General features: G+C 62.6%; 11 protein-coding genes and 1 pseudogene. 9 read left to right on the top strand and 3 right to left on the bottom strand.

Annotated features, from left to right (window positions below; all coding sequences use genetic code 11):
- Positions 1-231: 231 nt before the first annotated feature.
- A complete protein-coding gene (locus MUN23_RS21250) occupies positions 232-1,149 on the bottom strand; it encodes a LysR substrate-binding domain-containing protein (RefSeq protein WP_248760976.1) in 918 nt (305 codons plus the stop codon).
- Positions 1,150-1,295: 146 nt separating this feature from the next.
- Here MUN23_RS21250 and MUN23_RS21245 point away from each other — a divergent pair, with 146 nt between their 5' ends.
- From MUN23_RS21245 to MUN23_RS21220, 6 genes and pseudogenes are all read left to right on the top strand, one after another.
- Positions 1,296-1,715, top strand: a complete 420-nt coding sequence (locus MUN23_RS21245) for a RidA family protein (RefSeq protein ID WP_248760975.1) — start codon at positions 1,296-1,298, stop codon at positions 1,713-1,715.
- Positions 1,712-2,383: a DUF1028 domain-containing protein gene (locus MUN23_RS21240; protein WP_248760974.1), complete on the top strand. Its 672-nt coding sequence runs from the start codon at positions 1,712-1,714 to the stop codon at positions 2,381-2,383. Before MUN23_RS21245 ends, MUN23_RS21240 begins: the two co-directional genes overlap by 4 nt.
- The gene (locus MUN23_RS21235) at positions 2,373-3,539 is read left to right on the top strand and encodes a M20 family metallopeptidase (protein ID WP_248760973.1); all 1,167 of its coding nucleotides are present in this window, start codon (positions 2,373-2,375) and stop codon (positions 3,537-3,539) included. Before MUN23_RS21240 ends, MUN23_RS21235 begins: the two co-directional genes overlap by 11 nt.
- Positions 3,540-3,575: 36 nt before the next feature.
- Positions 3,576-5,021, top strand: a complete 1,446-nt coding sequence (locus MUN23_RS21230) for an aspartate ammonia-lyase (protein WP_248760972.1) — start codon at positions 3,576-3,578, stop codon at positions 5,019-5,021.
- A 719-nt stretch (positions 5,022-5,740) separates the two neighbouring features.
- On the top strand, positions 5,741-7,018 hold the full coding sequence (locus tag MUN23_RS21225) for an NAD(P)/FAD-dependent oxidoreductase (protein ID WP_248760971.1): 1,278 nt from the start codon (positions 5,741-5,743) through the stop codon (positions 7,016-7,018).
- A pseudogene (locus MUN23_RS21220) lies at positions 7,018-7,391 on the top strand (RidA family protein). The gene MUN23_RS21225 and the pseudogene MUN23_RS21220 overlap by 1 nt, the downstream one beginning before the upstream one ends.
- A 675-nt stretch (positions 7,392-8,066) precedes the next feature.
- Here the strand turns inward: MUN23_RS21220 and MUN23_RS21215 are convergent.
- Together MUN23_RS21215 and MUN23_RS21210 are read right to left on the bottom strand one after the other, a co-directional pair.
- Entirely contained in the window at positions 8,067-8,702 is a 636-nt protein-coding gene (locus tag MUN23_RS21215) for a TetR/AcrR family transcriptional regulator (protein WP_248760969.1), read from the bottom strand.
- A 96-nt stretch (positions 8,703-8,798) separates the two neighbouring features.
- Entirely contained in the window at positions 8,799-10,790 is a 1,992-nt protein-coding gene (locus MUN23_RS21210) for a primary-amine oxidase (RefSeq protein WP_248760968.1), read from the bottom strand.
- 118 nt (positions 10,791-10,908) lie between these two features.
- Here MUN23_RS21210 and MUN23_RS21205 point away from each other — a divergent pair, with 118 nt between their 5' ends.
- From MUN23_RS21205 to MUN23_RS21195, 3 genes are all read left to right on the top strand, one after another.
- On the top strand, positions 10,909-11,379 hold the full coding sequence (locus MUN23_RS21205) for a hypothetical protein (RefSeq protein ID WP_248760966.1): 471 nt from the start codon (positions 10,909-10,911) through the stop codon (positions 11,377-11,379).
- A gap of 44 nt (positions 11,380-11,423) precedes the next feature.
- Positions 11,424-12,920: an aldehyde dehydrogenase family protein gene (locus MUN23_RS21200; protein ID WP_248760964.1), complete on the top strand. Its 1,497-nt coding sequence runs from the start codon at positions 11,424-11,426 to the stop codon at positions 12,918-12,920.
- Positions 12,921-13,252: 332 nt separating this feature from the next.
- Positions 13,253-14,791, top strand: coding sequence for an APC family permease (locus tag MUN23_RS21195; RefSeq protein WP_248760963.1), 1,539 nt, complete (start codon positions 13,253-13,255; stop codon positions 14,789-14,791).
- Positions 14,792-14,945 lie beyond the last annotated feature (154 nt).

Below are 14,945 nucleotides of genomic sequence, written 5' to 3'. Positions count from 1 at the left end.
GTCGGGGCACGGCACGCGACTATGAGCTACGTGCCAGCGCGGCCGCCGATAAGCGCCGCTGCTGCTGCCGCCAACTCTCTGTGTTTTATGCAAGGTATTGCGGCCCAAAACAGTTGGAAGACCGCCGGAAGGTGGGATCTTCCTGCTGGCAAACACTGTCACTTACGGTCGCTGGGATGGGGAAACCGGGAAGACCGTGACAGGGCACCGCCCGCGGACCTGGTTGCGCTGTTAGGGCTGTGCTGCAGCCTTCGCGGCAACAATCTGGTGCCGGACCGCCTGTGCGACTGCCCGCACCCGTGCAGTTGGGCGCTGCGACTGCAGATGGGCCAGTACCGTCCGCAGTTCGGGTACGTTGTCCTGGATCTCCACAGTTGCTATCTGTCCGCCGTCGTAGGTCAGCTTGTGTTGAGGGCGCTGGTGAAGAATGGAGTAGCCAAGGCCCCGGGCTACAAAAGTACGCACGGTCTCGTAACTGGCAGATCGGAATCTAATGTCCGGTTCCACGCCGCTCAGCCGGGCGATTGACAGCATGAGATCCCGGGTGTGGGGAAGGTCCAGCAGCACAAACGACTCATCTTTGAGTGCCGACAGCGGGACGCTGTCCGAACCGGCAAGCGCATGATGGGGTGGAATCGCCAAATAGGGCCGGGCCGTTTGCACCACGGAACCTGCGATTCCCTCCGGCAGGTCGAGGTCGTAACACAAGGCCAGATCTGCCTGGCCGTTGATCAGCGCGCTGACGCACCCTGAAATGTCCGTTTCGAGTACTTCTACTTCCAGTGCCGGGTGTTCCTCGCGCAGCCTGCTCAGGACGCCGGGAAGCAGGAACGGCGCGAGGGTGCTGAAGCATGCCATGCGGACGCGGCCCTTGACGCTTTGCTGCTCGCCGCGGGCATGGTCAAGGCTTTCCTCGACGTGGGCCAGAATGGCCTGGGTGTCGCGCAAGAACAGCTCGCCGGCAGGAGTCAGTATCAGCCCTTTGGAGCGCTGCCTGATGAAGAACTGCGTGCCGATGTGGCGCTCCAGCTGTGCGATCGCTGCCGACACGGCAGATTGCGCCACGTTCAGACGGCCAGCGGCACCTGTCATCGACAGCTGTGCGGCCGCTTCCGCAAAATAGCGCAATTGCGTGAGTGTGACGTCCATTCGATAAGAATACCCGATTCATCTGTTTTGCAGATGAATTTGTTCTAAAAGGACTGTTGGACAGATTCGGATCGCAGGCGGAAGCTGAGTTCGAGACGTTTTAGAACAGTCCATAAGAGCCAGCAGAACGGAAAGGGAGCGGCTAAGTGAAACACCAGCGAATCCGTACATTCAACACCAAGGACACCTACCCGGAGCAGAACCTGGACAACGACCTCTGCCAGGCAGTGGTGGCGAACGGGGTGGTTTATCTTCGGGGCCAGATCGGACAGGACCTGGACACGCGGGAATCCGTGGGAATCGGTGACGTCGAAGCCCAGACGGAAAAGGCCATGGCCAATATTGACATGCTCCTGAAGGAAGCCGGCAGCAGCCTCGAAGACATCGTCAAAGTCACTGTCTACATCATTGATCCGCGCTATCGCGAGAGGGTCTACCGCGTCATGGGCCGCTGGCTCAAGGGTGTCTTCCCGGTTTCGACCGGAATCGTCGTGCAGGCGCTGGCGCGGACCGAGTGGCTGGTGGAGATCGACGCTACCGCTGTGCTCTCTGAGGTCACGCCGTGACGTTTAGCATCGCCGGCACGGATGGACGCGGCCGGTTTGGCCTTGCCGTGTCTTCCTCTTCCCCCGCTGTCGCCGCACGTTGCGCCCACCTGCGGGACAGTGTGGGCGCGGTGAGCTCGCAAAACATTACCGATCCCCGACTCGGCAGCGCCCTGCTGGATCGTCTGGAGGCCGGTTTCTCCGCACAGGAGGCCTTGGACGCGGTTGTCCGCGAAGCTCCCGGGGTAGATTACCGCCAGCTGGTGGTCTTGGATTCCACGGGCGCTTCCGCTGTCTTTAGCGGCGCACACACGCTTGGCGTCGTCGGCGAGGGCCGGGGGAAGAACAGCGTGGCGGCCGGCAACATGCTGGCGAGCCCGGCTGTCGCCCAGGCACTTTGCGATGGTTTCGAAGCTGCCACCGGTGAACTCGAAGAACGGCTCCTGGCTGCGCTAAGGGCCGCTGAAGCCGCCGGCGGGGAAGTCGGTCCCGTGATGTCCGCGGGTATCTCCGTGGTCTCCGGTCACGGCTGGAGGGACACTGACCTGCGCGTGGACTGGCATGAAGACCCCATTGCGGAGCTTCAGCGGTTGCTGGAAGTGTGGCTTCCGCAGCGTCAGGATTATGTGGTTCGGGGACTCGATCCCGCGTCTTCCATTGGCTATGGGGTGCCAGGCGATGAACGCTGAACAGGCAACTGCGCTGAGTCCGGCGGTTCAGCGCGGACAACGTACACGTGTGTTGGAGGCCGTGGCCGGACAGCAAGCGGAGCTGACCCGGCTCTCCGAGACGCTCCACGCGAACCCGGAACTTGGCTGGCAGGAACACCGAGCGGCCGGGTGGACAGCTGACTATCTGGAGCGGCACGGCTTCGACGTCGAAAAAGGATATCTGGGTTTTCCTACCGCCATACGGGCGGTCTTCGGAAACGGTAGCCATCGGATCGGCGTCATGGCAGAGTACGACGCCCTGCCGGGTTTGGGGCATGCTTGCGGCCATAACATCATCACGGCCATCTCGTGTGGCACAGTGGTGGCCCTCGCGGAGTTCGCGGCCGAGCGTGACCTGACGGTGGAACTCTACGGTACCCCCGCCGAAGAAGGTGGGGGCGGGAAGATCGAACTGCTCAAGAAGGGCGCCTTCCACGGTCTTGACCTTGCCATGATGGCGCACCCCAGCCCGGTTGACTCGGCCGAGGCCCGCCCGTTCGCGGTAGCCCACAACCACGTGGAGTATCGGGGCAAATCGGCCCACGCCGCCGCGTATCCCGAACAGGGCGTCAACGCCAACGACGCCTTCATCGTCGCCCAGGTCGCTCTCGGCCTTCTCCGGCAGCAACTGCCCGCCGGCACCCGCGTGCACGGCATTCAAACCCGTGGGGGTGAGGCTCCGAACGCCATCCCGGAAAAGACAGAAGGCCGCTGGTACGTCCGTGCCGAATCACTCTCTCAGCTGAAAGGCCTGGAAGGGCGCGTCCACCGCTGCTTTGAAGCGGGAGCCTTGGCGTCCGGCTGCGAGCTGTCCGTGACGCCGGAATCGGAACCCTATTCCGAGTTCCGAACAGACTTGCGGGCGCTGGAACTGTATATCAGGCATGCAGAGTCACTTGGCCGAGACTTTGACGTGCCACCTGAGCAAGCGACCATGAACCGGGCCTCCACCGACATGGGCAACGTCTCCCAAGTGGTTCCGGCCATCCACCCCTATATCGGTCTTGGCTGCTTCCCGGCGGCCAATCATCAGCCGGAGTTTGCCGCGCACTGTGTTGGCGAAGCAGCCAACCGTGCAATCCACGACGGCGCTGCAGCCCTGGCGCTGACCGCATTGGACTTCCTGGCTAAGTAGTCAGGCGGTTTTTTCCGACTTCCCAGGAACAGGACCATGACAGAACAACCCTCGTCAACCATCACCGGCGTCCGGCAGGAGCATGACAGTCTCGGGGACCGAGAGGTCCCTGCCGACGCATACTGGGGCATCAGCACCATGCGGGCGGTGGAAAACTTCCCGGTCAGCGGACGGTCCATTGGCAGCCTGCGTTCCCTGCTGTGGGGACTGGGGGCTGTGAAGTATGCGGCAGCGCGCGCCAACGAAAGCCTCGGTCTCCTGGAGCCGGTCAGATCCGAGGCTATTCAGCGGGCTTCCCGGGAGGTGATGGACGGGCTCTTGGACGGCGAGTTCGTTGTTGACACCATCCAGGGTGGAGCGGGAACCAGTACCAACATGAATGCCAATGAGGTGATAGCAAATCGGGCCCTGGAATTGATGGGCCACGAAAAGGGTGACTACGCCGTGCTGCACCCCATTGACGACGTTAACCGGAGTCAGTCCACCAACGACGTCTACCCCACGGCCATTAAGATCGCACTGCAGCAGGAACTTACGGATCTCTGTTCCGAGCACAGCAGGCTCAGCGAGGCGTTCGAGGCAAAGGCTGTAGAGTTCGCAGGCATCATTGAGGTAGGGCGCACGCAACTCCAGGATGCGGTACCCATGTCCATGGGCCAGGAGTTCGGGGCTTTCGCCGAAACTTTGCGTGAGGACAGGAACAGGCTCCTGGAACTCCTGCCGCACCTGCGGGAATCGAACCTTGGCGCCACAGCCATCGGCACCGGCATCACCGCTCCGCCCGGATACCGGGAAGCCGTCATGATTGAACTCAATGCGGTTACGGGGCTGCAGCTCGTCTCGGCGACCAATCTGGTGGAGGCCACCGGCGACACCGGCGTCTTTATGCTCGTGTCCGGTGTCCTGAAGCGGGCGGCGGTAAAACTCTCAAAGATCTGCAACGATCTTCGTTTGCTCTCCTCAGGCCCGCAGACGGGCTTCGCGGAGATTTTCCTGCCCGCAGTACAGGCCGGGTCCTCCATCATGCCCGGGAAGGTCAATCCGGTTATCCCGGAGATGGTTAACCAGGTTGCCTTCCGCGTCGTCGGCGCTGACGCGACGGTGACCATGGGTGTGGAGGCCGGCCAGCTGCAGCTCAACGCCTTCGAACCCGTCATAGCCGACGCCCTCCTCGAGTCAATTGCCTGGCTCAAGGTCGCTTGCCGTCAACTCCGCACCCACTGCGTCGATGGCATCAGAGCGAACACTCAGGTCCTGCAGGAGCGCATGCTCGAATCGATAAGCGTCGTCACTGGCCTGGCCCCCTTGATCGGCTATGCCGCGGCGGCCGAGCTGGCCAAAGAAGCACTCGCCAGCAACCGGGGAATAGCAGACCTGGTAATTGAACGAGGACTCCTAGACAGGCAGAGCATGAAAATCGCCCTTTCTGCCAGGTCAATGGCCGGCCTCGGCGAACTAGCCGAAGTCCCTCGCCTACAGTGACAACAAACCACTTCATATGAACAAGAAAACAGGAGCCTCCGGAGCAGGCCCCGCGGCGGAACAGACCACGCCAACTCAAGCGCCGACTAAGTACTGATACCCGCGCCGAGCACGGCCCTCGATTCGATTCCCGGTCCCGGCGCGCCGGCGAGACGGCCACCGCACAGGGCCCGTCGGAACGCAACCAACTCGGATCCGAGACTAACCCGCAGGCGGAGAAAACTATCCTGTCTCTCAGCCTGGTGCTCGGTGCGCAAGTTCCTTGGACTGGCCTTCCGTTGTTGGCGGAGGTCGGTCATCAGGTGGAGCAGAGCTGGTTCAGGACCACGGGCGGCAACTAGCCGCACGTCCTGCACTGCGGCCGCCAAGCGTGGCAACTCCTCGTGCGGCGTCCGTGCTCAGCACCAAAATACGCGCCGGCTGCGCGAGTTCAAGCCACAACAGGCCTGAGCCATGCGCTGGCCCGACGAGCTTTACGTGCCGGTGAGCAGTAGCTTCAGGCAAACATTCTGCATCTACATTTTCGATTTGATTGAGCGAATTTATTCGCTATGCAGATGCAGGTCAGCACGTGAGAATGGACACAAGAGGGCCGCAGTGTCCGCTTCCAAACCACCCCAGTCGATCGTTCCCAGGAAGGGATCGGCGAATGGCACGAATCTTTGGTGTCGTGCCCGTCAAGTCACACTGTGGCATTTGCCCAAAATTAGGAGATTCACATGTCAAGCCAAGAGGTTGAGGTCCTCGTCGTAGGAGCCGGTCAGGCCGGCGTTGCGATGAGCGAGCACCTAAGCGAACGCGGCATCGCGCACGTCGTACTCGAACGCGACCGCATCGCCGAGCGTTGGCGCTCAATGCGGTGGGACTCTCTTGTTGCGAACGGGCCGGTCTGGCATGACCGCTTCCCGGGCCTGGAGTTCACCGAGCACGAGCCCGGTACTTTCGCCTCCAAGGAACAGGTCGCGGACTACTTCGTGGCCTATGCGGAGAAAATCGGCGCGCCGGTCCGCTGCGGTGTCGAGGTGAAGTCCGTGCGCCGAAACGTCGGCGAACCCGGCTTTGACGTGAAGACCTCGGACGGGGACTTCAACGCACGCTACGTCGTGGCCGCCACGGGCCCGTTCCAGAAGCCGGTCATCCCGGCCGTCGTTCCCGATGCCGCCGGTATCCTCCAGATCCACTCCAGTTCGTACCGCAACCCCGGCCAACTGCCCGAGGGCGCCGTCCTCGTTGTCGGCGCCGGATCTTCCGGAGTGCAGGTCGCAGCCGAAATCCAGCGGTCGGGTCGTCAGGTCTACCTCTCCGTGGGACCGCATGACCGCCCCCCGCGCAGTTACCGTGGACGGGACTTTTGCTGGTGGCTTGGAGTGCTCGGCATGTGGGACGCTTCGACGCCTCCTCTGGGCGCGGAGCACGTAACAATCGCGGTGAGCGGAGCGGACGGCGGCCACACCGTCGACTTTCGCGCCCTCGCCGAGGACGGCATTACGCTCGTCGGCCGGACCGAAGCATTCGACAACGGCACCATGCGCTTTGCCCAGGATCTCCGCGAAAACATTGCGAACGGCGACGCTCACTATCTGCGGCTGCTCGACGAAGCCGATGCCTACATTGAGCACAACGGCCTCGATCTCCCCGAGGAACCAGAGGCCCGCACCCTACGTCCCGACCCCGAAAGTCTCACCAACCCCCTCCGCGAACTCGACCTCGCCGGAGCCGGAGTCACCTCGATCGTCTGGGCAACCGGCTTCGTCCAGGATTTCAGCTGGCTGCAGGTCGACGCCTTCGACGAGAACGGCAGGCCGCAGCATCAACGTGGAGCTTCTTCCGAGCCCGGCGTCTACTTCCTCGGACTTCCCTGGCAATCACGCCGCGGATCAAGCTTCATCTGGGGAGTCTGGCACGACGCCAAGTATGTCGCCGACCAGATTTCAATCCAGCGGAGCTACCTCGCCCACAACGAGCAGGCCGCGCTTGTGCCCAGCGGCGCAGTCTGATGTCGACACACGCGCGCATCCGGCCCTTCAACACAAAAGACACCTACCCGGAGCAGAATCTCGACAATGATCTGTGCCAGGCCGTCGTCGCCAACAACGTCGTTTACCTTCGGGGTCAGATTGGCCAGGACCTCGAAACCAGAGAATCGGTAGGCATAGGCGACGTGGAGGCCAGGCCGAGAAGGCGATGGCGAACATCAAGCTCCTTCTCGACGAGTCGGGCAGCAGCCTCGAAGACATCGTCAAGGTTGTCATCTACCTCACAGACCCGCGGTACCGTGAACCGGTCTACTGCGTGGTCGGGAAATGGCTGAAAGGCGTGTTCCCCGTATCGACCGGCCTCGTAGTGTCAGCACTGGCACGGCCCGAATGAGTCGTTGAGATCGACGCGACTGCCGTCATCACGGATAAGTAGCGGGCCGAAAACCGCAAGGGTTAGACCCCGAAACCGCGTTGAAGCTGAGGGACCATGCCACGAAGGCATGGTCCCTCGGCCGCTTCAGCCGTCGCGGACTACCAGTAAACCATTGTCCTTTCTGAGTGGAATTTGAAACCGTGGGGCGGACGCGGACGGGGGTTGCCATGCTGGGTGCAGCAAGATGACCCAAACCATTCACGTTCCTACGGCGGACAGAACCGGAGACCATTTTCACAGCGGTCCACACAATGGACGTGGGCACACAGCGGGGCAATTCATCGGCGCTGTCCAGCGCTGACCATGCGCTGCTCCAAAACCTTTTGGGTGCACAGACCTGACTCTGTGCATGCGTCCGAATGTCCCGTTTGTTCTTTGCTGGCCCGTCTTCCGCTATTTCCGGTGATCCGGGAATGTGCAGGGAGCCCGATGTTGACGCCGCCTCAGTGTGCGTCGCAGCCTCAGAACTGCGAATGGCTCAGCCAACGGGCCAGGGCGCTGGTGGGCGCGGGAGTGAGCGACGGGGGACTCGTCACTCGAATCGGCGCCCGTCCATCGCCTGGGCCCAGCCGAGCGTCCCGGCGGGGTTTGTTCGCTTAAGATCTGGATAAACGCCGAGCCGGCAGCCCGGAGTCAGGCTGGAAATGAACTACTGGCCGAATTGGACGGCCGTGTTTCCTGGGCGAGTCGGGCTAATGCACGCTCCACCAGTTGGCGTTGCCGGGAACCGGTGATGCCATGCGGATCCAGCATGGAGGTCACATGCAGACCGATCATGACGCTCAGTAGCTCATCGGCAACGGCGTCCGGATCAACCAAAGGCGCGCATTCGCCGTCGTGCTCTGTTTCGGCGAGGAAGCCCATCACTAAGCCCCGCCAGTGCAGCAGGGCGTCCCGACCTACAGCGCGCAGGGCATCTTCGGTCTGTGCACGCTGCCAGAAGGAAACGGCAACACGGGCTTCGACGACAGTGAGGGGCTCCGCGGGAATGATCTCCAGACAGAGGCGACGCAGTGCCGAAAGCCCGCGGCGCCCATCGGTGCCGGCAGCGATCCGTTCGTTGGTGCGTTCACAGATCAGTTCGTAGGAGGCCAGGAGCAGGGCGTCCTTGTTGGGGAAATAATGTGCCAGCACACCGGGGGCTGCGTATCCGCATTCCCGGGCTATGTCCCGCATGCTGGCGTTCTCGATGCCCTGCTCCGCGATCAACCGCCACGTGGTCTCGATGATCGACCTGCGCCGTTCCTGGTGGTCTACCAATCGGGGCATGCTGCTCCTTCGTTTTCTGGGCGATGTTCATGGCCGGGACCGTGAGCACCCTACCACCGCGGGAGCGCCTGCGCGCTCCCGCGGTGTGGACCGGCGTCAGTGCCCGCAGCTACCCGCCCCATGCCCGGCGCCGCCGTCGTGGGAGGTATCCGCCGCCCGGTTCCCTGGAGCGCAGTGAGCGGCTGTCGACGACGGCACGTTCAGGGTGGGGTTCGCATCGAAGAAGCCATGCGGTTTCAGTTTGAAGCCGGTGGTGTCCACCGGCATGATCGGCCAATCCTCTGGACGCGGGAAGTGTGTCAAGCCGAAGGAATGCCACACCACCAGGTCCTGGCCGTTGATATCGCGGTCCTGTGCCACATAGGCGGGAAGCCCTGCGCCGCCCGGGTGTTGGTTGACGAAGTCACCGGCGGCGTAGAGCTCCTCCTCCGCATGCCGGGTGACCCAAAGGTGGTGCCGGGCGAACGCGGCCCGCGAGGCAATGGAGGAATCATCGGCCATCGCCAACGTGGGGTTGCCCTCCGGGTAAAGCGTGTAGCCTACCGGGTGGCCGAGCTCGTTCAGTGAATCCGGGTTGCTGATGTGCCACACACGGCCCTTGGCGCCGTCGGCATCCCGTACAGCCTCCGACTCGCGGGCCAGCAGTGTGCGTTTCTGTGTGAAGGCATTACCGTGCGGGTTTCCCGGTCCCTTGGGCACGCGCACGAGGTCCAGTTCCTCCACACGGTTCGTGGCGCCGTCGATCATCATGTCGAGCCGGGCGCTGAAGAGGTGCTGGTGGTATGGGGCGCCAAGGCCTGGGGCGATCTCCGAGGCGTAGGCGTAGTCCTTGTCCGGGAGCGCGGCGGTGAACACGATGCCCGTGGCTTTCGCTTCGAATTCGATGGTGCCGTCCAGGTAGAGGTACCAGTAGAAGCCGTAGTCGTAGTTGCCCACGGTGGTGAAGAAGGAGACCACCAGGCGGCGGTTACGGCGCACCTCATTGGAGCCCGCCCACTCATCCGTGTGCTTCCAGAGGATTCCTGCGTCTTCCTCGTGGATGCAGATGCCGTTTTCGATGGTGCGTGGATTGCCGAAGTCATCGGCCACCACGGGAGACATATACGTGATGTCGCCCAGGCAATCGCAGCCGAGCTTGAGCGAGTTCGCGTCCCGGCCCACCAGGTATTCGCCGGAGTCAAAGTAGTTTTGCCAGCTCCGGTACGGGGACGGGTCGCCATAGGGGACCACCATTTCGGAGATCGACGCGCGGTGGACCACCGGGCGCCTTCGACCGGTGTGCGAGTGGTGCAGTTGGTGGAGCACCAATCCCTCGCGGGCGTCGAAGCCTACTCGCAGATCCCAACCGGCCCAGGAGAGGTGGTTGCCTTCCAGGGTGAAGCTGGGGCCCTCGGGCTGGGTGATCTCGATCGGCTTCAGGTCCGTGCGCAGCTCGCCGTGGATCGCGGGATCGGTGTAGTTGCCGTTGATCTCCGGAACCGGCACGGGACCGTCGTCGATCAGGTGGTTGACCCGGCGGTTCTCCACATCCACAAAAGCCACCAAGCCGTCAATCGGGTGGGCCCACGGGTGGTCGCCGGGGTGGTCCTGGCGAAAGCCGAGGCCACGGAGCAGCCGCTTACCTTCCTCGTTCCCGTACTCGAAGACGCCCGCTGACAGGGGAGCGACGCGGACTTGCGCCGGGGTAAGGCCGCGGGACGCAAGTGCCGCGTTCCACTGGGGATCTTCGGCCAGAATGTCCTCAATGATCCCGAATTCCTCCAGCAGGACGGGCAGTTGGCCGTCGACTGCAGGATTGAGTTCGCGCTGATCAACGACGAGTCCGGTAGCCAGGGAAAGACGGACGTCGAGGGATCGGGACTGCGACGCGTCCCACAGCATGGCCCGGACCACACGAACGGCCCCGGTGTCATCCCCGTGGAGGGCGTTCTTCGGCGGTTCAACCAGGCCGAGGTATGCGAAACGGGTGGTGTCGGCCACGAGGCCGGCATCCGCCAGGATTCGGCGGGCCTCGTGGATCTCCTGAGCCGAGAGCTGCTCAAGCGGGTGCTGCGCCAATGCAGCAAGGGGAGTCGTCTGACGGATCATGGCACTTCCTGAAGTCGAATTTTGATGGTACAACTGTTCAACCAACGCTTTGATGTTACCCAACTCACAGGTCCGTCGTAAAGTCCCGTTCCTGGGACGCCGGGCAGCCGGGAGGATTATGTACCAGCGAACCCGCCCGCGCTCAGGGCGCCTACCAAGCGCCCCGGCCGGCATTGTCACCATTGCCTCAACGACCAGTGCCGCCGCCCACATCATCGCGGCGGCTACCGGCCCGGCCGGGGCCATGGCCTGGTGGATGGCTGCCATGGGCACGGCCTGCTTGGCCAGCGCTGCTCCGATGATGGCCGGGCGGCTCTGTGCCGGGCGCGCCGCCGGGCACCTGTTCACGATGAATGCCGCCATGATCCTGATCCACCTGGTCCTACTGACAGCACCTGGCGCCGGAGGCCACCACGGGACTGCCGCAGCCGCCGGAGTGACGGCCTTCCCTGGCCACGAGGGGGCCATGCTAACCCTCATCGCAGTCGAAGTCTTGTGCCTTATGGGCGCTTCAGCTGCCCTGCGTCTGAACCGCGGCAGGGCGTTCGGAAGAGCACGTGCCGCCCTTCGCGCCGCCGTCGAAACCTAAACCGCATTAGTCATCCCCACGAAACCCCCAACCGAGGAGCCTTCATGAACACCACTTCCACTACGCTTTCCGTCGACTGGCAGGGCCGGGCAGACGCACTGGCGATCGACGGCCGGGCATTCGTCGACGGAAGCCGCGCAACCGCACAAGGGCAAGTTTCCCGCCCCACTATCAGCCCCATTGATGGCCGTGTCCTGACAGAGTTGACCGTGTGCGGTCCGGCCGACGTGGACCGCGCTGTCGCCGCCGCACGGCGCGCCTTCCCTTCATGGTCCCGCATGGGGGCCGAAGGACGAAAGGGGCTGCTGCTGGCGCTGGCCGCGATAATGGAGCGGCATGCGGACGAGCTGGCACTCCTGGAAACGCTGGACAGCGGCAAGCCCATTCTGCAAACCACCACCGTGGATGTACCCGGCGCTATTTCCACCCTGCGGTGGTACGCGGAAGCGGCTGACAAGCAGAGCGGGGAACTGCCCGCCGTCCCTCCCGGGGCTACGGCAATGGTGACCCGCGAACCCCTGGGTGTCGTCGCCGCCATCGTGCCGTGGAACTTCCCACTCGAGATCGCCGTCTGGAAACTGGCGCCCGCCCTCGTGGCAGGAAACACCGTGGTGCTCAAACCGGCCGAGCAGACGTCCCTCAGCGTCCTGCGACTGGCCGAATTGGCCGCGGAAGCCGGGTTGCCGGCCGGCGTCCTGAACATCATCACCGGCACGGGCCGGGAGGTTGGCGCCGCACTGGCGCACCACATGGACGTCGATGCCCTGGCGTTTACGGGCTCCACGGCCGTCTCCCGTACCCTGCTTGAGGCTTCAGGGCGCAGCAATCTTAAGCGGCTCAGCCTTGAGGCGGGCGGCAAGAGTTCCAACATCGTATTCGCTGATACAGCCGACCTCGCAACGGCGGCCGCCAAGGCAGCTTTCGGGGCCTTCTATAACCAAGGCCAGGTGTGTTCTGCCAATTCCAGGATTCTTGTCCAGCGGGAAATCCATGACGAGTTTGCTGCATTGCTTGCCGACGCCGCAGCCGCCTATAGGCCGACGGACCCGCTGGCCGGCCTGGAGGGCAATGGTGCGCTGATCAGCCGCGCCCACACTGACGATGTCGAAGGCTGGATCCTGCGAGGCCGGGCCGAAGGTGAGGTACTTTTTGGCGGTCAGCGGCGGGAGATCCGCGGCTCCGACGCCTATCTGGAACCCACGCTGCTGGGAGGCCTTCAGCCAGACCATGACGTCCACCGTGAGGAAATCTTCGGACCCGTGGCCGTACTACATGCCTTCGACACCGAGGGCGAGGCCGTGTCGCTTGCGAACGCCACCGACTACGGCTTGGCGGCGTCCGTATGGACTTCGGACCTGTCGCGCGCCCACCGGATAGCGGGGGATCTGTTGGCCGGAACCGTGTCCGTCAACACGGTGGATGCCCTGAGCAACACCACCCCGTTCGGCGGCTTCAAGCAGTCGGGCTTCGGTCGCGACCTGTCCTTGCACGCTTTCGATAACTACACGGCCCTAAAGACTACGTGGATCCAGTTCGGTTGAAATCCGTATCTAGGAATTCGATGCCATTCATCGATATTCAATAGTTTACGTGATGCATTTCACTGGATAGCGTAAATCTGACAGCAGCAGCTCTGGCCAAGCAAAACGGGCTTCTCAAAGGCCCGTAGCCCAGTCTGCACACGTCCTTTTACCGTCTTGCGAACCTCTTTCATAACGATGCTCCATTCACGCTTTCGAAATTGCTGTCCTCGGCGAAACCGCGTCAGCTCACAATCGCCGGAGGCCAGGCTGTCTGGCAGCCAGAAGCATAACGACGCCCTACCCACTCATCTCAAGTAGCAGCAAACTTAAGCAGCAGCAAAGGACCGATCATGGATCAGCCAACAGCGTCAACACGCCTTGCCCAAGAGCAAAGCAAACATCTGCAGAAATCCCTCGGCCGCATGGACATCCTGTTGCTGGTGGTAGCGGCCGTCATTTCCGTGGAGGTCCTGGGCCAGGTCTCGGGCTTTGGCGGAGAAACCTTCACTTGGACCCTTATCCTGGCCGTCACGTTCTTGATCCCTTACGGACTGATTTTCGCAGAGACGGGCGGGGCGTTTACCGAAGAAGGAGGCGTGTACGTCTGGACCAAGATGGCTTTTGGGCGAGTGGTTGCCGCCATTGCGTCCCTGTTAACGTGGGTGACACAGCCTGTGTGGGTGGGCGGTGCCATGGCGTTCGTGGCGGTAGAGTCGTGGTCCGAGTATGTAGGCCACGTGGAAGCCGGCAGCGTGGGGGACTACATATTCAAGATTGTGTTCATCTGGATCACGGTGAGCTCGGCCATCGTCAGCCTGAAGCACGGCAAATGGCTACCCTCCCTCGGTGCCATCCTCAAGGTCGTGTTCCTGACCTTCTTCATTATCGTGACTCTGGTTTACGGGCTGCAGCACGGGTTCAACGGTTTGGACCTCGGATTCTTCTCTCCCACCCTGGCGGGGTTCCTCGGCGTCACTCCGCTGCTGCTGTTCTCGTTCCTTGGCTTTGAGTCCGGCAACAGCGCCGCCGGTGAGATGAAAAACCCGGCCAAAGACGTTCCGATTTCCATCGCTCGCTCCTCCATGATCGCCGCCGCGAGTTACCTCCTCCCGATCCTGGCCATCCTGCTGGTAGTGCCGTTGGACCAGATCACTGGCATCGGTGGCCTTTTCGGCGCTGTGGCCACCGTTTACGCAGTCTTCGGCCCGGCCGCTGAAGCGATGCTAGCCATTTCAGCCGTCATCTTCTGCTTCGTCCTGGTTTCCCAAGGTGCAGCCTGGATGATCATCAGCGACCGTATGCAGGCCATGGCCGCCGCAGACGGCTCGTTCTTCGGAGGGTTCTTTGGCCGCTTCCACCCCAAGCTGGGCACCCCGATCCGTGTCAACACGCTTTCAGGAGTTGTGGCCACCCTGTTCATGCTCGCGGCCATGCAGGTGAGCGGCACAAGCAGTGCGCTGTTCGGTGTTGTTCTAAGCATCGCCATCTCCACCTTCCTGCTTAGCTACCTTCTGGCAATCCCCGCCGCCGTCAAGCTGCGCAGCAAGTATCCGCACGCAGCGCGTCCCTTCAGGGTTCCCGTCTCAGACGCCGGTTTCCGCGCCTTGGGTGCAATTTGCTTCATCTGGATCCTGATCGGCTCGTGGGTGGCAGTATTCCCGGGAACGTTGGATGTTCTCTTTGGCCTGGAATACGACTTCGAAGCCATCTGGGGTGTTTCGCAATTCGCCTTTGAAGCCTTCGCGCTGGGCACCCTCGGCTGCATCCTGGCCCTGGGACTCGTGGGCTATGCCCGCGGAAAGAAGGTCCGTAACGCCGTAGCGCACAGCAGCGATGCCGCCCACGATGCAGGCGCCGACGACAACAGTGCGTTCCTTCCCCGAAACTGATCCGTCCCTGGCACATAGCAATATGCAGTTCAGGTCCCTTGAGAAAAACTCAAGGGACCTGAACTCTCAGCATTCCCGAACGGACTCGCCACAGTCAGCCCGCGTACAAATTCTCATCCCTTCCCGGCACTCCGCCGCGGGAAACGAAGGCTTC

Source organism: Pseudarthrobacter sp. SSS035, assembly GCF_023273875.1.
Lineage (GTDB): Bacteria > Actinomycetota > Actinomycetes > Actinomycetales > Micrococcaceae > Arthrobacter.
This window is presented reverse-complemented; position numbering and strand designations above follow the sequence as displayed.

Excerpts from the sequence above, each read along its gene's own strand:
- MUN23_RS21215 (WP_248760969.1), bottom strand. The coding sequence starts at position 8,702 with ATGCCCCGATTGGTAGACCACCAGGAACGGCGCAGGTCGATCATCGAG.
- MUN23_RS21235 (WP_248760973.1), top strand. The coding sequence starts at position 2,373 with ATGAACGCTGAACAGGCAACTGCGCTGAGTCCGGCGGTTCAGCGCGGA.
- MUN23_RS21210 (WP_248760968.1), bottom strand. The coding sequence starts at position 10,790 with ATGATCCGTCAGACGACTCCCCTTGCTGCATTGGCGCAGCACCCGCTT.
- MUN23_RS21230 (WP_248760972.1), top strand. The coding sequence starts at position 3,576 with ATGACAGAACAACCCTCGTCAACCATCACCGGCGTCCGGCAGGAGCAT.
- MUN23_RS21250 (WP_248760976.1), bottom strand. The coding sequence starts at position 1,149 with ATGGACGTCACACTCACGCAATTGCGCTATTTTGCGGAAGCGGCCGCA.
- MUN23_RS21200 (WP_248760964.1), top strand. The coding sequence starts at position 11,424 with ATGAACACCACTTCCACTACGCTTTCCGTCGACTGGCAGGGCCGGGCA.
- MUN23_RS21205 (WP_248760966.1), top strand. The coding sequence starts at position 10,909 with ATGTACCAGCGAACCCGCCCGCGCTCAGGGCGCCTACCAAGCGCCCCG.
- MUN23_RS21195 (WP_248760963.1), top strand. The coding sequence starts at position 13,253 with ATGGATCAGCCAACAGCGTCAACACGCCTTGCCCAAGAGCAAAGCAAA.
- MUN23_RS21225 (WP_248760971.1), top strand. The coding sequence starts at position 5,741 with ATGTCAAGCCAAGAGGTTGAGGTCCTCGTCGTAGGAGCCGGTCAGGCC.